This is a genomic window from Streptomyces sp. Ag109_O5-10 (assembly GCF_900105755.1).
Taxonomy (GTDB): Bacteria; Actinomycetota; Actinomycetes; order Streptomycetales; family Streptomycetaceae; genus Streptomyces.
Window position 1 is genome coordinate 8,668,933 of record NZ_FNTQ01000001.1, and the last position, 26,182, is coordinate 8,695,114.

21 protein-coding genes and 2 pseudogenes are annotated in these 26,182 nt (G+C 71.0%); 4 read left to right on the forward strand and 19 right to left on the reverse strand.

Annotation, left to right across the window (positions count from 1 at the left end):
• Positions 1–10 precede the first annotated feature (10 nt).
• From BLW82_RS39505 to BLW82_RS39515, 3 genes are all read right to left on the reverse strand, one after another.
• Complete coding sequence (locus BLW82_RS39505) at positions 11–1,483, reverse strand: APC family permease (RefSeq protein WP_093506823.1); 1,473 nt, start codon at positions 1,481–1,483, stop codon at positions 11–13.
• A gap of 294 nt (positions 1,484–1,777) precedes the next feature.
• Positions 1,778–3,181 (reverse strand): Si-specific NAD(P)(+) transhydrogenase, encoded by a 1,404-nt coding sequence (sthA, locus tag BLW82_RS39510; protein WP_093506825.1) that lies wholly within the window; start codon positions 3,179–3,181, stop codon positions 1,778–1,780.
• A gap of 119 nt (positions 3,182–3,300) precedes the next feature.
• Positions 3,301–3,507 carry a hypothetical protein gene (locus tag BLW82_RS39515; protein ID WP_093506827.1) on the reverse strand — a complete coding sequence of 69 codons (207 nt, stop codon included), beginning with the start codon at positions 3,505–3,507 and terminating at the stop codon, positions 3,301–3,303.
• Positions 3,508–3,638: 131 nt separating this feature from the next.
• On the opposite strand from BLW82_RS39515, the gene BLW82_RS39520 reads away from it, so the two are divergent.
• Positions 3,639–5,471: a glycoside hydrolase family 15 protein gene (locus BLW82_RS39520; RefSeq protein ID WP_093506829.1), complete on the forward strand. Its 1,833-nt coding sequence runs from the start codon at positions 3,639–3,641 to the stop codon at positions 5,469–5,471.
• 3 nt (positions 5,472–5,474) lie between these two features.
• Here the strand turns inward: BLW82_RS39520 and BLW82_RS39525 are convergent, their stop codons facing one another.
• The 10 genes and pseudogenes from BLW82_RS39525 to BLW82_RS39570 form a co-directional block, all read right to left on the reverse strand.
• Positions 5,475–8,216, reverse strand: coding sequence for a SpoIIE family protein phosphatase (locus BLW82_RS39525; protein ID WP_093506831.1), 2,742 nt, complete (start codon positions 8,214–8,216; stop codon positions 5,475–5,477).
• An 80-nt stretch (positions 8,217–8,296) separates the two neighbouring features.
• The gene (locus tag BLW82_RS39530) at positions 8,297–10,789 is read right to left on the reverse strand and encodes a SpoIIE family protein phosphatase (RefSeq protein WP_093506833.1); all 2,493 of its coding nucleotides are present in this window, start codon (positions 10,787–10,789) and stop codon (positions 8,297–8,299) included.
• 107 nt (positions 10,790–10,896) lie between these two features.
• Positions 10,897–11,337: pseudogene (locus BLW82_RS39535) on the reverse strand (2-phosphosulfolactate phosphatase); the annotation flags it as partial.
• Positions 11,338–11,429: 92 nt separating this feature from the next.
• Positions 11,430–11,843, reverse strand: a complete 414-nt coding sequence (locus BLW82_RS39540; protein WP_093506836.1) for a hypothetical protein — start codon at positions 11,841–11,843, stop codon at positions 11,430–11,432.
• Between the two features lie 45 nt (positions 11,844–11,888).
• Positions 11,889–12,371: an allene oxide cyclase barrel-like domain-containing protein gene (locus BLW82_RS39545; protein ID WP_093506838.1), complete on the reverse strand. Its 483-nt coding sequence runs from the start codon at positions 12,369–12,371 to the stop codon at positions 11,889–11,891.
• A gap of 81 nt (positions 12,372–12,452) precedes the next feature.
• Positions 12,453–13,169 carry a hypothetical protein gene (locus BLW82_RS39550; RefSeq protein WP_093506840.1) on the reverse strand — a complete coding sequence of 239 codons (717 nt, stop codon included), beginning with the start codon at positions 13,167–13,169 and terminating at the stop codon, positions 12,453–12,455.
• A complete protein-coding gene (locus BLW82_RS39555) occupies positions 13,162–14,193 on the reverse strand; it encodes a nitrilase-related carbon-nitrogen hydrolase (RefSeq protein ID WP_093506842.1) in 1,032 nt (343 codons plus the stop codon). Before BLW82_RS39555 ends, BLW82_RS39550 begins: the two co-directional genes overlap by 8 nt.
• A 119-nt stretch (positions 14,194–14,312) precedes the next feature.
• Positions 14,313–14,786, reverse strand: coding sequence for a VOC family protein (locus BLW82_RS39560; RefSeq protein WP_093506844.1), 474 nt, complete (start codon positions 14,784–14,786; stop codon positions 14,313–14,315).
• Positions 14,787–14,887: 101 nt separating this feature from the next.
• Entirely contained in the window at positions 14,888–15,793 is a 906-nt protein-coding gene (locus BLW82_RS39565; protein ID WP_093506846.1) for an NmrA family NAD(P)-binding protein, read from the reverse strand.
• A gap of 393 nt (positions 15,794–16,186) precedes the next feature.
• Positions 16,187–17,452 carry an IS701 family transposase gene (locus tag BLW82_RS39570; protein WP_371131302.1) on the reverse strand — a complete coding sequence of 422 codons (1,266 nt, stop codon included), beginning with the start codon at positions 17,450–17,452 and terminating at the stop codon, positions 16,187–16,189.
• 209 nt (positions 17,453–17,661) lie between these two features.
• On the opposite strand from BLW82_RS39570, the gene BLW82_RS39575 reads away from it, so the two are divergent.
• Positions 17,662–18,114 carry a MarR family winged helix-turn-helix transcriptional regulator gene (locus BLW82_RS39575; RefSeq protein WP_093506848.1) on the forward strand — a complete coding sequence of 151 codons (453 nt, stop codon included), beginning with the start codon at positions 17,662–17,664 and terminating at the stop codon, positions 18,112–18,114.
• 254 nt (positions 18,115–18,368) lie between these two features.
• On the opposite strand, the gene BLW82_RS39580 is transcribed toward BLW82_RS39575, so the two are convergent.
• Entirely contained in the window at positions 18,369–18,548 is a 180-nt protein-coding gene (locus BLW82_RS39580) for a hypothetical protein (RefSeq protein ID WP_093506850.1), read from the reverse strand.
• A gap of 267 nt (positions 18,549–18,815) precedes the next feature.
• Positions 18,816–19,856, reverse strand: a complete 1,041-nt coding sequence (locus tag BLW82_RS39585) for a hypothetical protein (protein ID WP_143063737.1) — start codon at positions 19,854–19,856, stop codon at positions 18,816–18,818.
• Positions 19,857–20,025: 169 nt separating this feature from the next.
• Here BLW82_RS39585 and BLW82_RS39590 point away from each other — a divergent pair, with 169 nt between their 5' ends.
• Positions 20,026–20,769 (forward strand): SDR family oxidoreductase, encoded by a 744-nt coding sequence (locus BLW82_RS39590; RefSeq protein WP_093506854.1) that lies wholly within the window; start codon positions 20,026–20,028, stop codon positions 20,767–20,769.
• Between the two features lie 645 nt (positions 20,770–21,414).
• Here the strand turns inward: BLW82_RS39590 and BLW82_RS39595 are convergent.
• The 4 genes and pseudogenes from BLW82_RS39595 to BLW82_RS39610 all read right to left on the reverse strand — a co-directional run.
• Positions 21,415–21,666, reverse strand: a pseudogene (locus tag BLW82_RS39595) (2-phosphosulfolactate phosphatase); the annotation flags it as partial.
• Positions 21,667–21,687: 21 nt separating this feature from the next.
• Complete coding sequence (locus BLW82_RS39600) at positions 21,688–21,972, reverse strand: YkvA family protein (protein WP_093506858.1); 285 nt, start codon at positions 21,970–21,972, stop codon at positions 21,688–21,690.
• A 40-nt stretch (positions 21,973–22,012) separates the two neighbouring features.
• Positions 22,013–23,164 (reverse strand): hypothetical protein, encoded by a 1,152-nt coding sequence (locus BLW82_RS39605; protein WP_093506860.1) that lies wholly within the window; start codon positions 23,162–23,164, stop codon positions 22,013–22,015.
• 339 nt (positions 23,165–23,503) lie between these two features.
• A complete protein-coding gene (locus BLW82_RS39610; protein WP_093506863.1) occupies positions 23,504–24,868 on the reverse strand; it encodes an FAD-dependent oxidoreductase in 1,365 nt (454 codons plus the stop codon).
• A gap of 247 nt (positions 24,869–25,115) precedes the next feature.
• Between BLW82_RS39610 and BLW82_RS39615 the strand changes: the two genes are divergently transcribed.
• Positions 25,116–26,174, forward strand: a complete 1,059-nt coding sequence (locus tag BLW82_RS39615) for an NAD-dependent epimerase/dehydratase family protein (protein WP_256216108.1) — start codon at positions 25,116–25,118, stop codon at positions 26,172–26,174.
• Positions 26,175–26,182: the final 8 nt, after the last annotated feature.

Sequence of the window (26,182 nt, forward strand, 5' to 3'; positions counted from 1 at the left end):
GACTCGTACCTCAGAAGTCGGTGGGGAGGCCTTCGTAAGCCCGGGCGTGCACGGTGGCGGGTTCGTCGGGGACGTAGTCGGCCTCGACCGTGCGGGTGGCGTCCAGCTTGGCGGGGCGGTAGTAGTCGCTGCCCTGCTTCCAGTACCAGAGCATCGGGATCAGCCCGACGGCCAGGCCGCCGATGCCGATCGCGATGGCCGCGGTGCTCAGGTCGCCCAGCGACTCGACGAAGATCCAGAACATGAACACCGCGCCGAGCAGTGGCCACAGCCCGCCGAGCAGGAAGTTGGCCGCCGACCTGAACAGCATCTTGCGGTAGGCCACGACCACCGCGAGGCCCGCGAGGCCGTAGTAGACGGCGATCTGCAGGCCGATCGCCTTGATGGCGTCGTCGAGGATCTCGCCCACCGAGCCCAGTGCGTTGGAGGCGATGAACAGGGTCAGCGCCACCGCGCCGACCACGCCGATCGCCACGTGCGGGGTGTTCCAGGTGCGGTGCACCCGGCCCAGCGCGGTCGGCATCGTCCGGTCGCGGCCCATCGCGAACAGTGAGCGGGTGACCTGGATGAGCGTCGTCTCCAGGGTGGCGATGGTGGACAGCATCACGGCGGCGACGAGCAGCCTGCCGCCCCAGCCCGGCCAGATCTCCTCGCCCAGCACGCCCAGCACGTTGGCCTTGTTCGCCGCGATCTGGCCCGAGGAGAGGATCACGTTCACGGCGACGGTGAACACCTCGAAGAGGACGAAGACGACGCCGACGCCGATCAGGCCCGCGAGGCCGGTGGTGCGGCGGGAGTTGCGGGTCTCCTCGCTGAGGTTGCTGGTGACGTCCCAGCCCCAGTAGTAGAAGGCGGCGACGAGCGCGCCGGCGGCGAAGCCGGAGACGCCGTCGAAGTGGGAGAAGCCGAACCAGGACCAGTCGAAGCTGCGGGCGTTGCCGGTGTGGAAGAGGGCCAGCACCGCGAAGAGCAGCAGGATCGCCAGCTCGATGCCGGACATCAGCAGCTGGGCGCGGACGGTGAGGCGGGCGCCGCCGAGCACCACCGCCAGCATGACCAGGAACCAGGCGGCGCCGACCACCGTGGACAGGGCCACGTTGCCGGCGAGGTCCGCGTCGAACAGGGACAGGGTCATCGACCCGGCCGGCAGGGAGCCGGCCACCATGAAGATGGTCGCGGAGACCACCAGCGCCCAGCCGCTGACGAAGCCGAGGAACGGATGCAGGGTGCGCCCCACCCAGGAGTAGCTCGCGCCCGCGTTGACGTCGATCCGGCCCAGGTAGCTGAAGGCGAGCGCGATGCCCAGCATCGGTATCGCACACCACAACAGGGCGGCCGGACTGGCCGGCCCCACCGCGCCGACCAGCACCGCGGTGGTCGCGGCCAGCGAGTACGCCGGGGCGCTGCCCGCGACGGCCATGACCACGGTGTCGAACGTGCCGAGGGCATTGGCCTGGAGCCCTCTGCCCCTGTTGTTGCTCATGGTTGTGCTGCTTTCCGGTCGTGCAGGGCGCACGGGAGTGCAGACCCGCGGCGGTACGGGTGGGGGGTGCGCGACCCGCCCCGCACCCCGTGAGGGTTGGCCTCGGGCAAGGACCGGTCGGAAGAGAAGGATGGTGGTGAGGGCCGCATGCCCAGAGTCGGCGAACGGTCACACCGCGTGTGTGGGTGTGACTATAGCGGCACGCTTTGACCTTTCAAGCTGACCGATCAGCAATCACATATGCCACTTGGTGCTGACAACTCTCACACCGGAGGCGCCGGTTCCGTCAGCCCCTCAGTCCTCCAGCCGGTCGAGCTGCCGCAGCTTGTTGGTGGCGTCGAGGGCCGCAACCTTGTACGACTCCGCGAGAGTCGGGTAGTTGAACACCGCGTCCACCAGGTAGTCGACCGTGCCACCGCATCCCATGACCGACTGTCCGATATGGATCAGTTCTGTCGCTCCGGTACCGAAGCAGTGCACACCGAGCAGCCGACGGTCCTCGGGAGAGACCAGGAGCTTGAGCATGCCGTGCGAGTCGCCGATGATCTGGCCCCGGGCCAGCTCCCGGTAGCGGGCCACGCCGACTTCGAACGGCACGCTGTCCGCGGTGAGTTGGTCCTCGGTCCGGCCGACGAAGCTGATCTCCGGAATCGTGTAGATGCCGATGGGCTGGAGGTTGTCCATCTGCCCGACCGGTTCCCCGTACGCGTGGTACGCGGCGACCCGGCCCTGTTCCATCGAGGTCGCCGCGAGTGCCGGAAAGCCGATGACGTCGCCCACGGCGTAGATGTGCGGCACCTCGGTGCGGAAGTGCTCGTCCACCTTGATCCGGCCGCGCCGGTCCGCGGACAGGCCCGCCCTGTCGAGGTCGAGTCCGTCGGTCAGGCCCTGCCGGCCCGCCGAGTACATCACCGTGTCCGCCGGTATCTTCTTGCCGCTCTCCAGCACGGTCAGCGTGCGCCGGGCGTGCCGCTCGACGGCGGCGACCGTCTCCCCGAACCGGAAGGTGACGGCCAGGTCCCGCAGGTGGTACTTGAGCGACTCGACGACCTCGACGTCGCACATGTCCAGCATGGCCGCGCGCTTCTCGACCACGGTGACCTTGCTGCCGAGCGCGGCGAACATGCTGGCGTACTCCATGCCGATGACGCCGGCCCCGACGATGACCATGGAGCGCGGCACCCGCTCCAGCGACAGCACGTTGTCCGAGTCCATGATGGTGCGGCCGTCGAACTCGACGCTGTCCGGCCGGGCCGGCCGGGTGCCGGTCGCGATGATGATGTGCTCGGCGGTCAACAGCCGTTCGTTGCCGTTGGGTTCGCGCAGGGCCACGGTGTGCGGATCGACGAACCGGCCGGTGCCGGAGCAGAGGGTGACGTGGTTGCGGGAGAGCTGGTTGCGGATGACGTCCACCTCGCGGCCGACCACGTGCTGGGTGCGCGCGGTCAGGTCGGCGACGGTGATGTCCTCCTTCAGCCGGTAGCTCTGGCCGTACAGGTCGCGCTGGGTCAGGCCGGTCAGGTAGAGGACCGCCTCGCGCAGGGTCTTGGATGGGATGGTCCCGGTGTGGATCGACACCCCGCCGACCATGTCGGGGCTGTCCACGACGGCGACCCGGCGGCCGAGTTTGGCCGCCGCGATGGCTGCCTTCTGGCCGCCGGGTCCGGAACCGATGACGAGCATGTCGAAGTCGGGCACCCTGCGAAGTCTGTCAGCAGCCGCCCCCGCTTCGTAAGGGTGAACGGGCAACCTTCCCGTGAATTCCGGCGGGAGCCAGGCCCGTTGCGCGCCTCACCGGCCCCGCGGGGCCGCCGGTGTCAGGGCAGGAGCCGCTCGACGCAGTTCGGCCCTTCGCGCTCCATCTTCTTCCTGGCCCATTCCAGGGTTTCCGGGGTGACGTCCCGGCCCGACGCCATCACCAGGTCCTCGGGCGCCACCCCGGTGCCGGGGGCGCTGTGCAGCAGGAAGTCCGGGGTGGCGCGGTCGTCGGACGACCGGGACGCTTCGGATTCTGAGGTCGACATGGTCCCTCCTTCGCGGAGCGGGGTGCACACTCTCACGATTGCCCGCCCGGCCGCACCCCGCATCCCGGGAAGGAATTAGCCCGTTTTAGGTTGTAAGGTGACCGTACATCCGTTCCGGGGAGGCCGTCACGATGGCCGAGCAGGCGTTTTACCAGAATGCGCCCGGGAGCCCCCGCTACCTGCCGATCGCCGAGCACGGACTGATCGGCGATCTGCGCAGCGTGGCCCTGGTCGGCAGCAACGGCACGATCGACTGGTACTGCAGCCCGTCCTTCGACGCCCCCAGCGTCTTCGCCGCCGTCCTGGACGCCGAGCGTGGCGGCTTCTTCGCGCTGGCCGCCGCCGTACCGGCCCGGACCAAGCAGTTCTACTTCCCCGACACGAACGTGCTGATCACCCGGTTCTTCACCGACGAGGGGGTCGGCGAGGTCCAGGACTTCATGCCGGTTACGGGGGAGTCGGAGTCCGCGCGGCACCGGCTGATCCGCCGGGTGCTGTGCGTGCGCGGCACCGTGCCCTTCCGGGTCCGGGTGGCCCCCCGCTTCAACTACGGCGCCGACCCGCACACCGTGCGCATACTCGGTGACACCGCGCTGTTCGAGTCCCCGGACAAGTCCCTGCTGCTCACCTCGACGGTGGCCCTGGAGAGCGAGGGGCCGGACGCCTGCGCCGACTTCAAGCTCACCGAGGGCGAGTCCTCGGTCTTCGCCCTCGACCAGGCAGGCGAGGACATCGCGCCGCGCGGCTGCGCCCGGGCCGAGGCAGAACAAGAGTTCGAGGCCACGGTCTGCTACTGGCGGCGCTGGCTCCACCAGTCCCGCTACCGCGGCCGCTGGCGTGAGATGGTGCACCGCTCGGCGCTCACCCTGAAGCTGCTCACCTACGCCCCCACCGGCGCCATCGTCGCCGCCCCCACCACCAGCCTCCCCGAGCAGTTCGGCGGCGAACGCAACTGGGACTACCGCTACGTCTGGATCCGCGACGCCGCCTTCGCCGTCTACGCCCTGCTGCGGCTCGGCTTCAGCAGCGAGGCCGCGGCCTTCATGAAGTTCGTGACCACCTACATCAGCCCCGGCGACGGCTTCGCCTCCGGCCCGCTGCAGATCATGTACGGCATCGACGGCCGCTCCGACCTGCCCGAACGCGAGCTGACCCACCTGGAGGGCCACTGCGGCTCGGCCCCGGTCCGGGTCGGCAACGCCGCCGCCGACCAGCTCCAGCTCGACATCTACGGCGCCCTCATCGACTCGATCTACCTCTACGACAAATGGGCCGAACCCATCTCCAGCGCCCAGTGGGACGACGTCACCCGCCTCGTGGGCTGGGTCTGCGACCACTGGGACCAGCCCGACGAGGGCGTGTGGGAGACCCGCGGCGGCCGCAAGAACTTCCTGTACTCGCGCCTGATGTGCTGGGTCGCCATCGAGCGCGCGATCCGCCTCGCCAACCGGCGCGGCCTCCCCGCCGACCTGCCCCGCTGGCGGCAGTGCCGCGACGCGATCTACCGGCGGATCATGGACCGTGGCTGGTCCGAGCGGCGCGGCGCCTTCGTCCAGTACGAGGGCGGCGACGTCCTCGACGCCTCGCTCCTGATGATGCCCCTGGCCAAGTTCATCGCCCCGACCGACCCCAAGTGGCTGTCCACCCTGGACGCCCTCACCGAGGACCTGGTCTCCGACTCCCTCGTCTACCGCTACGACCCGCAGGCCAGCCCCGACGGCCTCCGCGGCGACGAGGGCACCTTCTCGATCTGCTCCTTCTGGTACGTGGAGGCCCTGGTACGCGCCGGACGCGTCGAGGAGGCCCGGCTCGCCTTCGAGAAGATGCTCACCTACGCCAACCATCTCGGCCTGTACGCCGAGGAAATCGGCCGCACCGGCGAGCAACAGGGCAACTTCCCGCAGGCGTTCACGCACCTCTCCCTCATCAGCGCCGCCTTCAACCTGGACCGCGCGCTGGGCTGAGGATCACGGCAGCGGCTGCTCCGCCCAGATGACCTTCCCCGCGGGCGTGTAGCGGGTGCCCCACCGCTCGGCCATCTGCGCGACCAGGAACAGGCCCCGGCCGCCCTCGTCGGTGCTCGCCGCGTATCGCAGGTGCGGGGAGGTGGTGCTGCCGTCGGAGACCTCGCAGATCAGCGTCCGGTCGCGCAGCAGCCGTACCCCGATGGGCGCCCGGCCGTGCCGGATGGCGTTGGTGACCAGCTCGCTGAGGATCAGCTCCGTCGTGAAGGACAGCTCGTCCAGCTCCCAGTCCGCCAGCTGACGGGTCACCCTGGACCGCACCTCCGAGACGGCCGCCGGATCCGCCGGCACCTGCCACTCGGCGATCCGGTCCGCGCCGAGCGCCCGGGTCCTGGCGACGATCAGCGCCACGTCGTCGCTGGGGCGGGCCGGCAGCCGCTCCAGGACGGCCGCACAGGTCTCGTCCGGGGTGCCGTCGGCCGCCGACTCCAGCGCGCCGGCCAGCAGTTCCAGCCCCTCGTCGATGTCCCGCTGCCGGTCCTCCACCAACCCGTCGGTGTACAGGACCAGGCTGCTGCCCGGCGCCAGTTCCAGCTCGGCCGTCTCGAAGGGCAGCCCGCCCAGGCCGAGCGGAGGGCCGGCCGGCACGTCCGCGAACTCCACTCCGCCGTCCGGCCTGACCAGCGCCGGCGGCGGATGACCGGCACGGGCCACCGTGCAGCGCCGCGACACCGGGTCGTAGATCGCGTACAGGCAGGTCGCGCCGCTGATCGCGGCCGGGGTGTCCGCGTCGTCCTCGGAGGTCTCGTCCTGATCGATACGGCTCACCAACTCGTCCAGCAGGCAGAGCAGCTCGTCCGGCTGCAGGTCCAGCGCCGTGAAGTTGTGCACGGCGGTCCTCAGCCGCCCCATGGTCGCCGCCGCGTGCAACCCGTGCCCCACCACGTCGCCGACCACCAGCGCCACCCGGGCTCCGGACAGCGGCAGCACGTCGAACCAGTCGCCGCCCACGCCCGACTGGGCCGGCAGGTACCGGTAGGCGATGTCCAGGGCGCTCTGCGCCGGCAGACTGCGCGGCAGCAGGCTGCGCTGCAGGGTCACCGCCATGCTGTGCTCGCGCGTGTAGCGGCGCGCATTGTCGATGGAGACGGCGGCGCGGGCCACCAGCTCCTCCGCGAGGGCCAGCTCCTCGGTGTCGAACGGGGCGGGCTTCTCCGAGCGGCAGAAGTTGGCCACCCCCAGCACCATGTTCCCGGCCCGCAGCGGAACCGTGATCAGCGAGTGGATGCCGAACTCCAGGATCTGGCCGGCCAGCTCCACGTCCTGGGCCCGCCAGCCGGGCGCCTCCCGCAGCCGCGGCTCGACGACCGACTCCCCGCTCAGCAGGCTCCGGCCCTGCGGCGAGGACGGCACGAACTGGAACCTCTCGCCGACCGGGTACAGCGGCGCGTCCTTGCGGATGCCGGTGCACGCCACCCGGCGCAGCGCGTCCCCGGGCTTGGGTTCCTCGCCCTTGAGGACCGCCTCGTACAGGTCGACGGCGGCGTAGTCCGCGAACCGCGGCACGGCCAGCTCCGCGAGTTCTTCGGCGGTACGGGTGACGTCCAGACTGGTGCCGATGCCCACCCCGGCCTCGTAGAGCATGTTCAGACGCTCGCGGGCCACCTCGGCGCGGCCGGAGAGTGCCCGCAGCTCGGTGGAGTCGCGCAGCGTGATGACGCTGCCGGGCGGTCCGCCGCGCACCTCGATGGGGCGCTGGTTGACGGCCAGCAGCCGGTCCTTGACCAGGTGCACCTCGTCGGTGGCGACCCGCCCGGAGGCGATCAGCGTCGCCGTCTCCGGGTCCAGGCCGAGGTCCAGCACCCGGCGGTGCTCGGCGTCCTGGGGCAGGTCCAGCAGGCGCTGCGCCTCGTCGTTGGCGAGCATCAGCCGGCCGTCGCCGCCGACGATCAGCACCCCCTCGCGCACCGAGTGCAGCACCGCGTCGTGGTGCTCGTACATCCGGGTCATCTCGTCCGGGCCCAGACCGTGCGTCTGGCGCAGCAACCGCCGGCTGACCAGGGCGGTGCCCGCCGTCGCCAGGGCGAGCGCCGCGGCGGCCGCGGCCAGCAGCAGCGGCAGCTGCTGGTTGGCGATGCCGCCCACGTGCGCGGTGGTGATACCGGCCGACACCAGGCCCACCACCTTGCCGTTCGCGTCCCGGACCGGGACCACCGCCTGCACCAGCTCCCCGATGGTGCCGTGCACCTCCTCGGTGACGGTCCCGCCGGCCAGCGCGGGCCCGATGGTCCCGACGAACTTCTTCCCGATGCGGTCCGGCTTGGGGTGCGTGTACCGGATCCCGTCGGTGTTCATGACGACGATGAAGTCCACGCCCGTGGCCCTGCGGGCCGCCTCCGCCCGTGGCTGGAGCACCGTCGTCGGGTCGGGCAGCCGCAGTGCGGCCGCCGTGCCGGGGGCGTCGGCGAAGGTCTGGGCGACGGCCAGGGACCGGTTGCGGGCCTCCATGCTGCTGTCGTGCTCCACCTGGAGCACCAGCGCCAGCACGGCCGACACGATCAGCAGCAGCACGATCGCGACCTGCAGCACGAAGACCTGCGCGGCCACGCTGCGGCCGCTCAGCGCCGACCACAGCCGTCCGGACCGGATACGCCCCGGCCCGCTCGGCTTCTGCCGGGCGAGCGGCGCGCGCGGAGCCCCGGATCGGGACGGCCGAGTGTCGGACCGGCCGGGCTGACGCACCATGAGCCCATGTCTACACTGCCGGGCCGCCCGAGGCGAGAGCGTCCCCCGAGGTAACCGGGCCCATACCCTTTGTGTCCCGGTCAGCCCCGGTCCGCGGCCCCCGAACGGCGGGTGGCGAGCAGCAGCGCCACGTCGTCGGGGCGGTCGGTGGCGTGCCGGGCCATGGCGGTGAGCCGGTCGGCCACGCCGGTGAGGGTACGGGCGCCACGCCGTCCCGGCGCCGCCCCGGCCTCGGCCAGGGCCGCCCCCAGCGCCGCGATGCCGTCGTCGATGTCGCCTCCCGGCCGCTCCACGAGACCGTCCGTGTACAGGGCGAGGATCGCGTCCGGCACCAGCTCCAGCCCGGTCACCGGATACCGGGCCCGCGGGTCGACGCCCAGCACGACGCCGCCGGGGACCTCCAGGACCCGGGTACGGCCGTCCGGGGCCCGCAGCAGGGGCGGCGGATGACCGGCCCGGGCGATCCGGACGCGCCCGGTGGCGGGGTCGAGGCGCAGGTAGCAGCAGCTTGCGAACTGGCCCGGGTCGAGGTCGATGAGCAGCCGGTTGGTGCCGCTCAGCACCTCGTCGGGCGGCCGGTCGCTGAGCGCGAACGCTCGGACCGCGCTGCGCAGTTGCCCCATAGTGGCGGCCGCCTGCACGCCGTGCCCCTGGACGTCGCCGATGACCAGCGCGAGGCCGTCGCCCGCCCCGACCACGTCGTACCAGTCGCCGCCCACGTCCATGCCCTGGGTGCCCGGCAGATACCGGCCCGCGGTCTCCACCCGCGGGTGCGCCGACAGCCTGCGGGGCAGCAGCGCCTGCTGGAGTCCGCGGGCCAGGGCCGCCTCGCTGTCGTAACGGCGGGCCTTCTCCATCGCGTGCGCGATCAGGCCCGCGAGCGCCATGAGGACGGTCCGCTCCTCGGTGCTGAAGCTCCGCTCGGACTCGAAGCCGAGGATGCAGGTGCCGACCGGGCGCCCCGAGGCGATCAGCGGCAGGAAGGCGCGGGCGCCCACGTCGGCGTCCAGGGCAAGACCCGGGAAGGTGTCCGCCAGCCGCCGCATCGACTCGAAGAACAACGGCCGGCCGGTGGTGAGGGCCTCCACACCGGGGATGCGGGCGTCCAGACCCACGCCGTCGAACGGGGCGAGGAAGCCCGGCGGGAAACCCGTCTCCCAGGCCAGGTAGAGATGCCGGTCCTGGAGCAGGTAGATGGCCAGCCGGCGACCGCCGAACGCGGGCAGCAGCTCCCGCACCACCACCGCGGACACCTGCCGGGCGGTCACGGCGTCGGTCAGCGCGATCGCCAGGGCGATCGGCCGGTACAGCGGGGCCATCGAGGAGCCGCCGGACCGTCCGAGCGCGCCCGGCCCGCCCGCGCGGGTCAGGTGCACGGGCGGGTCGATCCGGCTGGCCGGGACGACCGTGCAGGTGACCAGGTCGGACCCCGGATGCACCGACAGGGCGAGGAAGTCGCCCTCCGCGGCGCCGCCGCGCCGGACCTGGAAGTGCACCGGGCCGCGGGCGAGCAGCGCCCCGCGCCAGTGGTCGTCGTACGACGGCCCGCTCAGCCACGGCATGGCCTCCCACAGGGGCCGGCCGAGCAACTCGGCGCGGGTCCGGCCGGCCAGCCGGACGGCCGCCGGGTTGGCGTAGCGGACGATGCCGGAGCGGTCCAGGCAGAAGACGCCCTCGGGGAGCAGGTCGGCCGCTCCGTCGGCGGCGGCGGACGGGCCCGGGTCGACGACGATCCCGGAGACCAGCGACGGGTCGGCCGCGCCGGGCGGCCACAGCTCCAGCAGCAGCGGGGTGCCGTCCGCGGCCCGCACCCGCAGCGGGGCGTACGGCGGCTTGCCGGCCGCGGACTCCTGCAGCGCGGTCAGCACGTCCTCCGCGTCGGCGGGCGTCACGGCCACAGCCAGCCCGGCGCCGGTAGCGGGGAAGTCCTCCGGCGCCCTGCCGAGCAGGGCGTGCAGCCGGTCGTCGGCGTGCACCGCGGAGGTGACCGGGTCCCAGGTGAAACGGCCCACCCGGGCCGGCCCCGGCCGGGGCGCGGGCGGCCGGACGCACACCGGCTCGCCCTCCCAGGCGGCCGCCGCGTCCCCCTCCTCGGCCGCCAGCTCGCGCAGCCCGGCACCGAGCCGCTGGGCCAGCCCGCACAGCCGGTCCAGGTCCGGCAGCTCGTCCACGGTGTCCTCGGTACCGGAAAGCAGCACGGTGAGCACCCCGAAGGACGGCTCCGCCCCGGGCACGGGCGTGTACACCGAACCGAACTGGAACGGCAGGCCCGCCGCGAACTGCGGATAGCGGCGCACCATCTCGGTCGCGTTGGGCAGGACCACCCGCGTGCCGAGCCGGTAGGCGTCCGCGACCGGGAACGGCCGGTCCACGTGCAGCCGCCACCAGGGTCTGAACAGCCGACCGGGCAGCCCCACCAGCGTGGCCAGCCGGAGCAGACCGGGCGTGCCGGAGCGCAGGTACACCCCGGCGACGTGGGCACCCGCCGCGCCGAGGGCGCCGGTCGAGGCCTCGACCAGCAGCGCGGTCAGCCGCTCACGCGCCCGGCCCACGTGCTCGTCGCTCCCAGGCATGGGGTCCTACCTCGTCCGCGCACCGCCGGGTGGGTGACACAGCAAGAATGCGTCACGACGGCCCGAACACGCACCCCCGGGCCCGGACCGGTGCGGTCCCGGCCGGCTCAGCCGCCGCCCACCGGCCGCAGCACCAGGTGACCGTCCTCCCGGGCGGCCGCCATGGCGAACGGGAAGGCGTCCGGCACCAGGCACATCGGTACGTCCTCGGGGTGCACGCCCTGCCGGCCGAGCCGCAGGCCCTCGGCGAGCCGCGCCGCCGCGCCGGAGTTCCGGGCCCGCTCCACGAACGGGTCCGGGGCGACGGAGCCCTCGCTCACCAGCCCGGCGATGTACTCGGCGCAGGCCAGGTCCTCCGCGGCCCGCCCGCCGTCCCCGGTGACCACGAAGGTGACCGCCGCCGGCCGCTCGCGCCGCAGCACGGCCGCGGTGGCCCCGGCGACCACGAAACTCGCGCACAGCAGCAGCTCGGCCCCGGCGACGGCGAGCGCGCCGGTCGTCCCGGCGGTGGTCTTCTGGACGACCGTACGGCCCGCGACGTCCAGTGAGCTTCCCTGTCAAGTGCGGCGTGTTGAGGTACGGCTGGCAGATCGGCGACGAGGCTGGCTGACGGACCCGGGCCTGCGCTCGGGATCGTTGCTCAGGACTCGTCGGAGAGGAAGTGCCCGGCGAGCGGGGTGCCGGCGAACTTCTTGTGCATCAGACGGGAGAAGAGCAGCAGCGAGTTGCGCGGCCGGTGGAGCACCGCAAGGTCCTGGGCCTGCCCCGCGGCGTTCCGGGTGACCGTGACGACGACCTTCAGGGGCTCGCCCTGGATCGAGGACTCATAGACCTCCAGGAATCCGTTGTCGCCGAAGTCGCCGGCGTAGCTGAAGTCCTGGAACTCGTACAGTTCGCGGGCTTTGACCACGATGGTCCGGACCGTTTCCGCTCCGCGCGCCGTGCCGTTCATCGCGGCGCCCTCCAGTGTGGCGTCGTCGGCCAGGTGGTCCAGCCACCAGGGGTAGTAGCTCAGGCCTTGGCGGTCGGTGTCGCCGTGTTCCGTGTCTGTCATGTCATGTCTCCTTGCTCCGGTAGAGGTGAGCGGGCTTGGGGGTGGTTAACGGGTGATGTGGAAGGTGAGGTGCCGCTCCGTGGTGCCGGCCGGAACGGTGTGGACGTAGCCTTCGGCACCGTTGTAGGTGCCTGATCCGCCGGTGATGGCGACGTCGACGGCCGAGTGGGAGGGCAGGTGGAGCAGAGCCTGTCCGGTGATCTGCCCCTGGGGCAGGGCGAAAGTGCCCAGGCACTGGAGTGTGTCCGGACCGATGTGCACGTAGGTGCACACCACGGCGTGGTCGCCGACCTTCTTTCCGTTCTGGTACAGGTCTTCGGCGACGACCAGCTCATCACCGAGGCTGTGTCCCTTCTCGCCCGTGTCGACGGTGTGGGACTGGGTCTGCTTGGCGACCAACTCGACGATCTCCGCGCGCTGGTGTGCGCTCGTCGCGCTGTCGGTACTGGCTGATGCCACTCCAGTACCGGCGAGGAGCAGGGCGGCCGCGGTGACTGGCAGGAGTCGGCTCAGGAGGATCTTGCGCATGGTGCGCCTCCGTTTCTTAAGGGTGTTGTCGTCGCGTGCGTGCGGGGGCATCGCATCGCTGGGAGGGGTCGCTTTGCCCGCTCAGATGAACAGGACGCTCTCGACGTCGATGGTGACGAGTGCCGAGTCCCGGGACACTGTTCCGTCCTTGCCGAGCCGGAAGACGCGGCGCCTGGTCGGGACCATGATCCCGTCGAACTCCTGGTAGGCGGAGGGGTAGTGGGCGGCGGGGCCCGCGTTGATGACCTCGGGCGTGTAGTCGTGTCTGCGCAGCAGGCCGTCCGGGCCGAAGTAGAACACCTGCTCGCGGCAGTGTGTGGCGATGCGGTCCGGGAAGGTGACCCGCAGGCGTCTCCAGGGCTCCGTCTCCTCAGTGACCGCCGGCAGTTCCACGACCTTGAACCCGTCGGAGGCGAAGGTGAAGGGGGACGTGAGATAGGTCCACATGGCGTAGCCGGCGAAGTAGGCGACGTGCAGGTCGTCCCAGGGAGCGCGCACGTCGCTCGGGAACGAGGCGCGAGGGTGGGAGCGCTCGGCCTTCACCTCGCCCTCGACCGTCTCGACGGCCACCCGCTCGGCGGTGAAGGAGGTTCGCAGCTGGGCGGCGGTGAAGGGGTAGTGGCTGGCGTATTGCCGGTGCAGGTCCAGCCGCACCGCCGCATGGCTCAGAATCCCTTCCCGTCCCTTCAGCCGCCACAGTGAACCCCCGAGGCGGAAGTGCACTGTGGCCGAGCTGTACTGGTTGTAGCGATCCAGGCCGCCGTGCGCCTCGACGGCGGTGCTCAGCAGATCACCCACGGGAGAACTCCTCTCGTATCGTCGTCGGGGTGTCACTGGTCACGCCGTTCCTGCTGTCTTCGTCGACAGCACGAACGGCAGGGGCCGGAGCCCTGGTGCCGCGCTCGTGGATGTGCGGCGTCGGCGTGCGGTCGATGTGGAGGCTGAGCAGTTCAGGACGGCTGTAGTGGCCGCGCGAGTCCATCAGGCGCTTGCGCAGGTCGATGCGGGAGAGGTCCAGGTCAGCGATGACCTCTCCCTCACCCGACGTGAGGGGCTCGCCCATGACGCGGCCTTCGGGGTCGACGATGGCGGTGAAGAAGCCGCCGGAGACAGCGGCGAGGGGTCCACCGGTGTCCGCGACGATCTGCTCCTGCTGAGCGGCGTCGAGCCAGGCGGTGGCGTTGACCACGAAGCAGGCCGACTCCAACGCGTGCTCACGGATGCTCACTTCGATCTGCTCAGCGAACTGCCGGCCGCCGAAGGCACCGGGGTACATCGCGGCGTGGATCTGCTCACCGTCGGCGATCAGGGCGTAGCGCGCCAGGGGCAGGTAGTGCTCCCAGCATGCGAGCTGGCCGATGCGGCCGACGGCACTGTCCACCGCCTGCAGACCCGACCCGTCGCCCTGACCCCACACCATCCGCTCGTGGTAAGTGGGCGTGATCTTGCGGCGACGCTGGATCAACGTGCCGTCCGCGTCGAACAGCAACTGCGTGTTGTAGAGGGTGCCGCCGTCACGCTCGTTGACGCCGACCGAGACGACCATCCGTGCTTCCCGGGCGGCTTCGGCGATCGCGTCGGTCTCGGCGGACGGTACGGTCACCGCCTCTTGCAGCAGGAGCAGGTGCTCCTTGGCCGTCATGTAGGGCGGCTTCATGTAGGAGAAGTAGGGGTAGTACGGGACGACGGTCTCGGGGAAGACCGCGAACTGGACACCCTGCTCGCCCAAGTCGCGGATCTTCTGCACGATCTTGCCCGTGGTGCCGGCGCGGCTGTAGAGCACTGGGCTGATCTGCACCGCGGCGGCTCGTACGACTGTCATGAGCGGTTTCCTTTCGGTTCGTGGGTGAGGCTGTAGTCGCGGTGGGGCGCGTGACGGCGGGCGGGCCACCCGCCGGGACAGCGAGGCTGATTGTGGAAAACCGTCAGTCGCAAGGGCGTTCAGCGGCCGGGGAACCTCTGCGTGATCTCCTGGAGCACCCAGCCGTTGCCGTCCGGGTCGCTGAAAGTGGCGAAGGAGCCGTAGCTGGCACGTCCGGGGTGCGGTCCGGTGATGCGCGCCTGGCCCTGACCGTTGTGGACGACGTCTCCGGCATCGTGACCGTGGAAGAAGATGCCCTTGTCGTCGTGGAACACCTCGCTCACCTCGATTCCGCGGCCGACCAGTTCCGCGCGGGCCTCTTCTATGTCCTCGACGACGAGGTACAGCCCCTGGGCCGACCCGGGCGCGGCCGTGGTGAGGCCCTGTCCGAAGATGATCGATGACTCGGACCCGGGCGGCGTGAGGTGGACCACGCGGTAGTCGTCGGTGACGTCCAGAGCGAGGTCGAGCCGGAATCCGGCCTTCTCGTAGAAGGCCCTGGAACGGTCGACGTCCGAGACCGGCAGGACGAGAAGCTCGAGTTTCATGTTCATGCGTTTGATCACTTTCGTTGTCGGTGTCCCGCACCAGCGCGGGACGCAGGGGGATCCTCGTGGTGCTCGCCACGCCGTGTGCGGCGAGCCCTCGGGAAGGGTCAGGCGAGGTAGAAGTCCTTGCGTGCCGCGACGAAGTCCTCGATCGTCGAGGCGGGAACGCCGGTCAGGCGCTCGACGGCGTCCGACGCCCGGTCGTACCGGTTCTGCTGATGCAGGCGGCACATGGTGACGATGTGCTGCTCGATGTGGGACGGCAGACCGATCGTCGAGAGCACCTCGTTCCGCCACTGCTCCAAGGGGACGTCCACGTACGAGATCGGCCGGCCCAGCACCTTGGAGAAGGCCTCGGCCATCTCGGTCATGTCGACCGTGCGCGGGCCGGTCAGTTCGTAGACGTGACCCGCGTGGGGGGCGGGCTCGTGCAGCACGGTGGCGACCACCCTGGCGACGTCGTCCACGGCGATCGGCGAGGTGCGCCCGGTTCCGAACGGCAGCTCGATCGTGCCCCTCTTGGGGATCGTCTGCGCCGGAAGCGTGGTGAACAGCGGGTTGTCCAGGAACGACGTGGGCCGGATATGGACCATCGGCAGACCTGACCAGTCGAACACCTGCTCCGCAAGCCAGTGCAGCCGCTGCTGGCGGGACTCCGCGGTGCTGGTGGCGGTCATCTGGGACACGGTCATCTGCGACATGTCCACCAGCGCGTCCAACCCGCCGTACTCCCGCGCGACGCTCGCCACTGTGGTTGCCGCGAGCAGGTGGTCCGGCGATACAGGCATGGCGAAGTACATACTTCGAACGCCTTCCAGAGCGACCGCGACGGTCTCGGGTCGCGTGAGGTCACCGAGGACGACCTCAGCTCCGAGTGCCTGCAACTGCGCGGCGCGGTCGTCGTCCCGACGGACCATGACACGCACGGGCACGTCCCGTGCGCGCAGCTTCTCGAGGACGCTACGGCCCACGCCGCCCGCGCCTGTGATGAGGACGGGGTTACTGGCAGCCATGGGTTTGTCTCCCTTTTCCTTGTGACTGGGCGAAGATCGAAATCGCATCCGCGGTTGGTGGGGCGCGGCCGTACCGGCGGCGCTTCCTTGACTGTCGCGGGAGAAGCAGGGAGGGGATTCGAGAGGCTTCCTCCCTGGCGTTAGGAGCATATGCTCCTAATTGGGGAAGTGCAAGAAGTCTTCTTCCCTTCGGGGGCTGCGGCTGCGAACGATGCGGTGAACTGCGCTTCCGGCAGCCGGGCCGCCGCTCCCGAAAGCCACTCCGGCGCCTTTCGAACCTAGTAGGGCTTGGTCAGGTTCGTATTGGGGTGGGTATGTCGTGGTGGCAGGTGGGGCAGGCGCCGGTCCAGAGGGCGAGGAGTGTTTGCAGCTCGCGGACGGTCTGGTAGAGGCTCAGTCCTGCGCCGTGTCTTTTGGGTCTCGTGCCAGCCGTTGGAGTGTGCAGAAGGCGTGGGCGGCGGAGACGAGGGTGACGTGGTGGTGCCAGCCGTTCCAGGTGCGGCCCTCGAAGTGGGCCAGTCCCAGGGCTTGTTTCATCTCGCGGTAGTCGTGCTCGATGCGCCAGCGGAGCTTGGCCAGCCGCACCAGGGTGGCCAAAGGCATGCCGGAGGGCAGGCTGGACAGCCAGAACTGCACCGGTTCGCTCTCGTCGGCTGGCCATTCGGCAAGCAGCCAGCGCTCGGGCAGTTCCGGTTCGTCGGCCGGCTTGCGGATGCCGCGTCCGGCGGGACGGATGCGCAGGGCGACGAACCGCGAGTACATGCGCCTGAAGCCGCTTCGGCTGTTGCCCGGCCGGGATCCCTCTCGCCAGGACACCGGCCGAGCGGCCGTCCGGCCGGCCGCGATGACCAGGTCCTTCACGCTCTGCGGCGGGTCGGGGTACTGCATCTTCGACGGCCGGCCGGTGCCCGCGTAGGCGGGCTGGACGGGCCGGGCATCGGCAGGGTGAGCGGTGTGGCGGCCGGAGATGCCCACCGCATAGGGCAGATTGCGTTCTTCCAGGCCGCTGCGGAAGGCGGCGGCGTCGCCGTATCCGGCGTCCGCGACGACGAGGGGAACGTCGATGCCCCACGACCGTGCTTCGTCGATCATGTCCAGGGCCAGCTGCCACTTCTCCACGTGTCCCGTCTGGGCGGGGATGCCGCAGCGGGTGCGGCGGGCGACCTTGGCCGCATCTGCCTCGGGCGAGGCCGGGTCCCAGCCGGCCGGCATGAACAGCCGCCAGTCGATCGCGGCCGAGGCACGGTCGGTGGCCAGGTGCAGCGACACTCCCACCTGGCAGTTGGTGACCTTGCCCGCGGTTCCGGTGTACTGCCGGGACACGCACGCCGAGGCGTCCCCGTCCTTGAGGAACCCGGTGTCGTCGACGATCAGCGCTTCCGGCCGGATCGCGTCCTGCATCTTCCAGGCCAGGCGGGCCTGCACGTGCGCCGGATTCCACGGGCTGGTCGTCACGAAGTGGGCCAGTGCCTGCCGGTTGCCGTCCTCGCCGAGGCGGGCCGCCATCGGCTCCACCGACTTGCGCCGACCGTTCAGCAACAGTCCCCGCACATAAACCTGTCCCCATCGCCGCTGGTCAGCACGGAAGAAGCCGTCGAACAACTCCGCCGTGAACGCCTCCAGGGCCTCCCGGACCCCGACCATCTCCTCAGGTGTCACACCACCTCAACGACACCCACCGACCAACGGACACGCCATCCACAAATGAACCTGACCAAGCCCTACTAGGCCCCGGCGAAGCGGTCGTAGCGGCCGAACCGGCGAGGCGCCGCCTCTTGCCGCACCGATGGGGTGCGACCGCCTCCTCGTAGTACCTCCAGCGGTTAGGTGCATATACTCGTACTTTGATACCGCATCTGGAGGAAAGCATGGCCGGCACCGAGAGGGACAACAGCAGTTCCTGCAACAACCTGGCTCTACGTAAGGCAGCCCGGTACCTCAGCGCCACCTACGACAAGGCGCTCGCCCCGACGGGCCTGCGCGCCACGCAATTCAACATCCTCCAGAAGCTGAGCACCCGCGAGCAGATCACCATCAGCAGCCTCGCCGAGATGATCGCCATGGACCGCACCACCTTGGCCAGCAATCTCAAACCACTCGCCCGGGAAGGCCTCGTCACCGTCGAACCGTCACCGACAGACCGCCGCGCCCGCATCGTCACCCTCACCCCGGACGGCCTCGCCCGGATGAAGGCCGCACTCCCCTACTGGCGCACCGTGCAGTCCGAGTTCGAGGAGAGCTTCGGCCAGGACAAGGCGGCCCGACTGCGCGCCGCTCTCGAGGACGTCCTCGGCACCGGATTCCACCCCTGGGCTGAGTAGTCGGCGGCCCTCCTGCTGGCGGGCTCCGCCTAGAACAGGTGGAGGAAGCATCCGGTCGCGATCGCTCCGGCGGCCGCGATCGACGTCAACTGGACAAGGATCTTCCGGTACTTCACAAGGACTCCCCTCGGGATTCGTACGGCGCGCGAAGGGCGGCGCAGTACTGCGGAAGATTGAGGATCCCGGCCGGGGGTGACACCGGTTCGCAGTGGCACGGGCGGGCGGAACCCGCCCAGGCCGGCCGGGGCGGCGGCTCACAGGCCGCCCATGCGTATGAGCCACCAGTCCGGGTTGTAGGCGCCGCTCAGGGTGTCGTGCGGCACGGCCGGTCGCTCTTCCACCGTGTCCTCCAGCCGGACCCGCTCGGGCAGCCTGGAGAACCGCAAGCTGCGCTGCCTCTGCGCCGGGTCGGCGGTGGTGCGTTCGTGTTCCATTTCAGCGTCTCCTCTTCGCGGCGCCCTCGCCGCGCTCGATGGCATCCGCTCTGCCCGGGGCAGGGTCGGAAGCGGCCTTCCTGGCGGCGTCGTTCAGCCACCAGGAGCTTCTGCGTGACGATTCCGACCGGTCGTGCCGTTCCCCGCAGTCGGCGGGAGGACCGGTCGTCTGCCGCCGTTCTTGCCGGGAGTCTTGCCCGCCAGGAACGGCAGAGTGCCGGAACGATAGAACGGCAGGAACAGCAGCTGCGGGGTCTGACGCAGCGGTCACGCGACGGCTGCCCGGCGCCGCATCAGGCGGGGGCGCAGGCTCAGCAGGAATCCCGCGGCGATGGCCCACAGAGCCAGGGTGAGGACGGGACCGGCGAGGTGTGAGCCGTTGTCGTAGCTGAGATCGGCGATGCCGCGGACGGCCGCTCCCGGCGGCAGCAGGGCGGAGACCGTACGGGCCCAGGAGGGCAGCAGGTCGGCTCCGACAACCGCACCGCTCGTGGCGTTGCCGACGGTCAGCAGCACCAGCGTGGTGATCGGCAGCCCGATCGGCCCCAGGAGGGCGCCCAGGAGCTTGGTCGTGAACGCCGTCGCGGCCGCGAGCAGGGCCAGAACGAAGACCAGCGGCACCAGCGGGGCCGGAGCGGCGCCCAGGACGGGTCCGACGACGATCGCCCCTACGGTGCCGATGGCGGCGGAGGCTCCGGCGAGCAGGAAGTACCGGTGCCGGAGATGCATGACACCGGCCAGCCCCAGGACGTTGGAGCCCAGAACGAAACCGGCCAGGCTCACGCCGAAGGCCACGTAGAAGCCGGCCAGGCCGCGGGCGTCGTGCTCGACCGGCGGGACCACGTCCGCGGTGGTCATGTGCGCGCCGGCGCCCTGGGCGTAGGCGTCGACGAGCCGGCTCACGGCCGACGTGGTGGACACACCGGCGGCGCCGGCGATCTGCAGGTTCAGATGGCCCGGGGCTGCGGCATCGAGCACCGCCACCACGTCGTACCGCTCCAGCGCGTGACGTGCCGTCGCAGCGTCCGCGGCGGGGTGGACCTCGACGGCGTCACCCAGGGCCCGCTGTATCTCGCCCGGCAGGCTCGGCCCCGTGACGGCGATGGGCACCCGGTGGGGCTGTGGGTCACGCTGGAGACCGACGTAGCACGCGATGAAGGCGGCCACGACGATCAGCGAGATCAGCACCGGCTGGAGCCATGCCTTCACGGGCGGCCGGTGAGCCCCCCGGTTCGGCTCGGGGGCCTGCTCCGCCACTGCGGGACGCTGCCGCTCACGCTCGGTGGCCGTTCCAGTGGAGAGAGCCATAGCACAACCTCTTGACGGGGAATCGCCGGAGAGAGAAGGGGCCTCGGAGAGCCCCCCTTGATAATACGAGCATATGCTCCTATCTTGGGAAGGGCAAGACCGCCCATCCCGCGGACGCCTACAGCGGGGGACGCTGAGAGGCATCGCACACACCGGAAGAGCACTCACCATGCGCATCGCAGTCGCCGGAGCAACCGGGAACATCGGATCCCGCACCGTCGCCGTTCTTGAGCAGGCCGCACACGACGTCGTACGGATCAGCCGCTCGCACGGCATCGACCTGATCAGCGGGGACGGCCTCGACACCGCGCTGATCGGCGTCGACGCCGTCGTGGACGCCACAAGCCACGAGACAGCCGACCGGGACGAGGCGGTGGCCTTCTTCGGCGCCGCCACCTCTAACCTGCTCGCCGCCGAGGAGCGAGCCGGTGTCCGTCACCACGTGCTGCTCTCGATCGTCGGCGTCGACCGGGTGGACGGCAACGCCCACTACGCCGGCAAACGTGAGCAGGAGCGCCTCGTGGCCGAGGGCCCGACACCGTGGACGATCGTTCCCTTCACGCAGTTCCACGACTTCGCCGCAACGGTGACGAGCTGGACCGAACACCACGGCGTCGCCACCATCCCGCCGCTGCTCGTCCAGCCGATCGCCCCCGCGGATGTCGCCGGCATCCTCGCCGAGATCGCCACGGGCGCACCGCAGGGGCGCTACCGCGACGTCGCCGGCCCGGAACCGCAGGACCTGGTCGACATGGCCCGGCGCACCAACGACGCGCGCGGACACGCGGTCAAGCTGGTGCCCACCTGGTCATCGCTGCTCGGTCCGGACATGGCAGGCGACGTCCTCCTGCCCGGCAAGGACGCCCGCATCGCGCCGACCACCTTCGATGACTGGCTCGCAGATCCCCAATAGCGTCCATCCTGCCCAGCCCCCGGGCAGCTCCCCGCTGACCTTGAGCACTCTTCCGTGCCGGTAGCGCTCACGAAGCCGAGTGGTCGGCAGGGCCAACCCACCGGCGATCAATCCGGCCACGACGCTGAAGAATGTCACGGCTCCTCTCCTTCCAACCAGGCGGCGGCTCCGCCTGGGCTCCCGTCCGGCGCAACCGTCTGATCTCTAGGAGTCAGCAGCAGCCCGGACCTTGAGGACCGCAGCCGGGCTCCGCGGTGAAGGGCTCAAAAGGTGCTGCCTGACTGACCTGTCCCGGCGGGTCCCGGCAATGGTGACGACCACCGCAAGGGAAAAGGTCGCTGCGATCGTGGTCGCGCCGCCGGCGTCTGCGCGCACCTGCGGGGCAACGGTGGTCAGGCTGCACGACGCCCCGGGGCCGTCACTGTTCACGATCACTTGATCCGACGACCACAAGGCCGATTGAGGCACGACCTCATCGCCGTGCCGGGGCGGCCGGACCGCATTACGGCCTCAGACTGGCCGGGGCGGTGCGTGGTGACCGTCTCGGACTCCGCTTCGCAGTGCCTGTGGCGGCACCCAGAACACACGCCAACTCACTCTGGCAGCACCCTTCTTGATGAGCTTCAACACGCTCATTCAATAGGGAACCGCGCGCAGCTGGGCGGGTGAGTTGGCCAGGTCGAAGCCCGGCACCACCGGGCCGTCCTGGACGGCCAGCCAGCCGGGGTGACGGGCCTTCAACTCCAGCGCCTCGTCCAGGGTTTCGGCGAACACGATCCGCTCGGCGCCCCGGTGGAACGCCCAGGCCGCAACGGTGAACGCGCGCATCACGTCGACGACCACGGCGACTTCGGGTGTCGAGGACAGACCGGGGAGGCCGGTGAAGGTGGCTCGCATCACCTCATCATGCCCGGCCGGTCAGAGCTCCGTCTCCTCCGCGGCCGGCAGGGCCGCGCGCATCGAGCGCAGGGCCAGCAGCAGGACGCCGATGTCGTCCAGGTAGATCGGGTCGGGCAGCAGGTCGGTGGGGAGCACCAGATACAGGACGGCGCCCCAGAACACCCAGCGCGAGCCGGTCGGCAGCCCGGCCCGGCGCAGGGTGCGCCGGGTGCGGACCAGCCGTACGAGTACGGCGACGGCGCCGGCCAGCAGGGCCGCGGCGACGATCGCGCCGATCACGAGCACGGTCGTGGTGGTGTCCATGGCTGTCCTGTCGTCCGGCCCCGATCCGGCCCGGGGTCTCTCACTGCTCCGTCTTCCCGGTTTCGTCCTCGGGCATGACCGCCGTCCCGGCACCGTCCTTCGGGGCCCGCCGCCCCTTGAAGGCGCGGGTCAACTGCTGGAAGGGGGAGGCGGTCCGGGGTGCCGGTGCGGCCGGGGCGGGGTTGTCGCGGAGGGCGGCGAGCGCCTCGTCGGCCCGCTCGGCGGCCTCCCGGTACAGGTCCCGCGACCTGGTCATGGCCTCCAGCGCCTCGGCGTACTGGGCGACCCGCCTGCGCTCGCGCGCCAGCTCCTCCTCCAGCGTCATCAGGGTCCAGTTGTCCCGCAGATCGGCCAGCGCCTCCTCGGCGCCCAGCGGCGCGGGCTTCGGCAGCGCGGCGAACCGGCGCACGGCGGCGATCAGTTCGGTGGGCTCCGAGCCGTCGAGGAAGACGCTGCGCACCGCGTACTCCTGCGCGTCGTAGCCCGACGGCGCCGGGTCCGGGGGCAGCAGTACGGCGCCGCCGCGCGGGACCTCGACCCCGAGGTCGCGCAGCGCCCAGTTGACGGCGCGGAACTGCTGGGGCGCGGCCCGGTGCTCCACGACGCGGTGCGCGAGGCCGGGCGGCAGCTGCCGGACCAGCGGCAGCCGCCCGAGCGCGTCGGGGGTCATCGCCTCGTGCACCACGAGGTTGACGCACCAGGCGTCCTTCGCCGCGTCCCGCAGCACCCGGCGCATGTCCTTGTCGTCGGCGGGCAGCGGGTTGACCGTGCGGAGCCTGACGCCCGCCACCGTCGGGTGGTAGTCCCAGGCGGCCTCGCCGCCGTCACCGGCCTCGTCGCCGTCGGGCCAGAACATCACCGCCGGGGAGGCCCAGGCCTCGTCCCAGGGCCGGTCGGCCTCGGCGACGAGCTGCCACTCCCGCCCCGCCTGCCGGCCCTGCGGGTCGACCGTGAGGACCAGCCGGGCACGCACCGTCACGGTGCCGTCGTCGACGCGCCAGCGGGCCTCGAAGACACGTCGGGCGGGGTCCTCGGGCACGGGGGGTTCCGCGAGGTCGTCGAGGACGCCGGCCTCCTTGCGGCTGCGCAGGATCCTGCGGATCACCTCCTCGGAGTCCGGACCCGTGTGACGGCCGCGGGCGGCCCAGACGGTCGGCGGAAGGACGGCACGGTCGGTGGCGGAGTTCGACATGGGCCAATCTGCGGGTGGGAGAGGAGTGCGTCCTCCAGTATCGCCGCCCGGGAGCGTGTCTCATAGGGCGGGGGCCGCCCGCGCACGGCGAGTGCGCCCCGCACCCGGGGTGCGAACCGAGTGCGTCGTACGACGCCGGTTCACCCGTGCCGCCGATCCGGCCGGCCTCGGAGAATGGTGCCGGGCACGGGGGCCGCCCGACCATCCGCCAGGGGCGGCCCCCGTGCCCGCCGCCGGGAGGCATGAGACAGAACGACGAGAAGGACGCACGAGAAGGAAGCACGAGAGGGGGCCGACGGCGGTGCGCCGGCCCCCTCTCACAGGTCACGTCCGAGCGCCTCAGGCGCCGCTCTCGCGGAGCATGTCCTCGCGCTCGACCAGCTTGACGCGCTCGCGGCCCTGCGGCTCGCCCAGCGCCTTCTCGGCGGCGTCCAGGCGGTACCAGCCCTCCCAGGTGGTGAAGCGGACGCCACGCTCGGCGAGGAAGGCGTCCACGGCCTCCGGCGCGGGCGCCTCGGGCGTGTGCAGGCGGCCGTTCGCGTGGTCGTCCAGCAGGTTGGACACCGTCTCGTTGGCGTCGCCCTTGGTGTGGCCGATGAGGCCGACCGGGCCGCGCCGGATCCAGCCGGTGACGTACGTCGACCGGAGGTGGCCGCCGCTCTCCTCCATGACCCGGCCGCCCTCGTCGGGGACGGTGCCCGACTCGATGTCCCAGGGCAGTTTGGGCAGCCTGTCGGAGAGGTAGCCGACGGCGCGGTAGACGGCACCGAGGTCCCAGTCCTTGAACTCGCCGGTGCCCTTGACGTTGCCCGTGCCGTCGAGGGCGGTGCGCTCGGTGCGCAGGCCGACGACCTTGCCGTCCTCGCCGAGGATCTCGGCCGGCGACTCGAAGAAGTGCAGGAAGAGCTTGTGCGGGCGGTCGCCGACGTCGCGGATCGCCCAGTTCTCCAGGGTCTTGGCGACCATGTCGGCCTGCTTGTTGCCGCGCCGGGTCTCGATCGAGCCCTCGTCGTAGTCGATGTCCTCGGGATCGACGATGACCTCGATGTTGGGCGAGTGGTCCAGCTCCCGCAGCTCCATCGGGGAGAACTTCGCCTGCGCCGGGCCGCGGCGGCCGAAGACGTGGACCTCGAGGGCCTTGTTGGCCTTCAGGCCGTCGTAGACGTTCGGCGGGATCTCCGTCGGCAGCAGTTCGTCGGCGGTCTTGGCGAGGATGCGGGCCACGTCCAGGGCCACGTTGCCGACGCCGAGGACCGCGACCTTCTCCGCCTCCAGCGGCCAGGTGCGCGGCACGTCCGGGTGGCCGTCGTACCAGGAGACGAAGTCGGCGGCGCCGTAGGAGCCGTCCAGCTCGATGCCGGGTATCCGCAGCTCGCGGTCGGCGGTGGCGCCGGTCGAGAAGATCACCGCGTCGTAGAACGTGCGCAGGTCGTCGAGGCTGATGTCGGCCGGGTAGTCCACGTTGCCGAAGAGCCGGATCTGCGGCTTGTCGAGCACCTGGTGCAGGGCGGTGATGATGCCCTTGATGCGCGGGTGGTCGGGGGCGACGCCGTAGCGGATCAGGCCGAACGGGGCGGGCATCCGCTCGAAGAGGTCGATGGACACGCCGGGCTCGGCGGCCACCCCGGACTTGAGCAGGGCGTCGGCGGCGTAGATCCCGGCGGGGCCGGCTCCGACGATGGCTACCCGCAGGGGGCGCGGCATGATCAGGTTCCCTTCGAGTGAGGACAATCGATCTCGAACGGGAAGCCTAAACTAAGGCAGTCCTAAGTTAGTACGCGGGTCCGCCCTATGACCTCATAAGCCGATCTTATGACATGTACCGGGTCCGGCTTATGGCCTCCGGGGCGGCCCGGTGACCTCCCAGTGCTTGGCGGGCGCACGTCACATGCACCACCCTGTCCTCTGCGGCGCACCGAGGCGCGGTGGCCGGAGGGCGAGGGGTGAGAGCGTGGCAGCACGCGGGGGGACGGCCGTCGCGGTGACCGGCGGCAGCGGATTCGTCGGGAGCCACCTGGTACGGCGGCTGCTGGAGCGCGGGTACCGGGTCAGGGCGACCGTCCGCCGCGCCTCCGACGCGGCGAAGGTACGGCCCCTGTGGGAGCTCCAGGAGGCCTTCCCCGGGCGGCTCACCCTGTTCGAGGCCGACCTGCTGAAGGACGGCTCCTTCGACGAGGCGTTCCGCGGTTGCGCGACCGTCTTCCACGTGGCCTCGCCGTTCCTGATGCCGGAACGGATCAAGGACGGTCAACGGGACGTGGTGGACCCGGCGCTGCTCGGCACCCGCAACGTGCTCGGCGGCGTCGAGCGCACGCCGGAGGTGGAGACGCTGGTGCTCACCTCCACCGTGGGCGCGATCTTCGGCGACTACGCCGACGTCCGCGAGATGGCCGGCGGGGTGCTGACCGAGGAGTACTTCAACACCACCAGCACCGTGGCGAACAACCCCTACCACTACGCCAAGACGGTCGCCGAGCGCGCCGCCCGGGACGCCGGGGCCGCCCAGGACCGCTGGCGCCTGGTCTCGGTCAACCCCGGCCTGATCCTGGGCCCCTCCCTCGCCCCCGCCTCCGAGTCCGGCAGCCTCTTCCTGCTCGACGAGCTGTTCAAGGGCTGCTTCTGCTACGGCGCCCCGGACTTCAGCTTCACCACCGCGGACGTCCGCGACGTGGCCGACGCGCACATCGCGGCCGCGGAGAACCCGGCGGCCAGGGGCCGTTACATCGTGGCCAACGAGACGATGACGTCCTTCCACGAGATGTCCCGGATCATCCGCACCCGCCACCCCTGGGACCCGCGCCTGCCGCGCACCGCGCTCCCGCACGGCCCGGTACGCGTCCTGGGCCCGCTCTTCGGCCTCACCCAGGACTACATACGCAAGCACCTCGGCATCCGCTTCCGCGTCGACAACGGCCGCAGCGTCCGCGATCTGGGCATCGCCTACCGGCCCGTCGAACAGACCCTCCTGGACCACCACGAGAGCTGGCGCACCCGGCGGCGGAGGGTCTGAGCCCCACG

Excerpts from the sequence above, each read along its gene's own strand:
- BLW82_RS39605 (WP_093506860.1), bottom strand. The coding sequence starts at position 23,164 with ATGTCGAACTCCGCCACCGACCGTGCCGTCCTTCCGCCGACCGTCTGG.
- BLW82_RS39610 (WP_093506863.1), bottom strand. The coding sequence starts at position 24,868 with ATGCCGCGCCCCCTGCGGGTAGCCATCGTCGGAGCCGGCCCCGCCGGG.
- BLW82_RS39590 (WP_093506854.1), top strand. The coding sequence starts at position 20,026 with ATGCGCATCGCAGTCGCCGGAGCAACCGGGAACATCGGATCCCGCACC.
- BLW82_RS39515 (WP_093506827.1), bottom strand. The coding sequence starts at position 3,507 with ATGTCGACCTCAGAATCCGAAGCGTCCCGGTCGTCCGACGACCGCGCC.
- BLW82_RS39565 (WP_093506846.1), bottom strand. The coding sequence starts at position 15,793 with ATGGCTGCCAGTAACCCCGTCCTCATCACAGGCGCGGGCGGCGTGGGC.
- BLW82_RS39545 (WP_093506838.1), bottom strand. The coding sequence starts at position 12,371 with ATGCGCAAGATCCTCCTGAGCCGACTCCTGCCAGTCACCGCGGCCGCC.
- BLW82_RS39585 (WP_143063737.1), bottom strand. The coding sequence starts at position 19,856 with ATGGCTCTCTCCACTGGAACGGCCACCGAGCGTGAGCGGCAGCGTCCC.
- BLW82_RS39575 (WP_093506848.1), top strand. The coding sequence starts at position 17,662 with ATGGCCGGCACCGAGAGGGACAACAGCAGTTCCTGCAACAACCTGGCT.
- BLW82_RS39555 (WP_093506842.1), bottom strand. The coding sequence starts at position 14,193 with ATGACAGTCGTACGAGCCGCCGCGGTGCAGATCAGCCCAGTGCTCTAC.
- BLW82_RS39600 (WP_093506858.1), bottom strand. The coding sequence starts at position 21,972 with ATGGACACCACCACGACCGTGCTCGTGATCGGCGCGATCGTCGCCGCG.
- BLW82_RS39580 (WP_093506850.1), bottom strand. The coding sequence starts at position 18,548 with ATGGAACACGAACGCACCACCGCCGACCCGGCGCAGAGGCAGCGCAGC.
- BLW82_RS39525 (WP_093506831.1), bottom strand. The coding sequence starts at position 8,216 with ATGGTGCGTCAGCCCGGCCGGTCCGACACTCGGCCGTCCCGATCCGGG.
- BLW82_RS39520 (WP_093506829.1), top strand. The coding sequence starts at position 3,639 with ATGGCCGAGCAGGCGTTTTACCAGAATGCGCCCGGGAGCCCCCGCTAC.
- BLW82_RS39540 (WP_093506836.1), bottom strand. The coding sequence starts at position 11,843 with ATGACAGACACGGAACACGGCGACACCGACCGCCAAGGCCTGAGCTAC.
- BLW82_RS39560 (WP_093506844.1), bottom strand. The coding sequence starts at position 14,786 with ATGAACATGAAACTCGAGCTTCTCGTCCTGCCGGTCTCGGACGTCGAC.
- BLW82_RS39530 (WP_093506833.1), bottom strand. The coding sequence starts at position 10,789 with ATGCCTGGGAGCGACGAGCACGTGGGCCGGGCGCGTGAGCGGCTGACC.
- BLW82_RS39505 (WP_093506823.1), bottom strand. The coding sequence starts at position 1,483 with ATGAGCAACAACAGGGGCAGAGGGCTCCAGGCCAATGCCCTCGGCACG.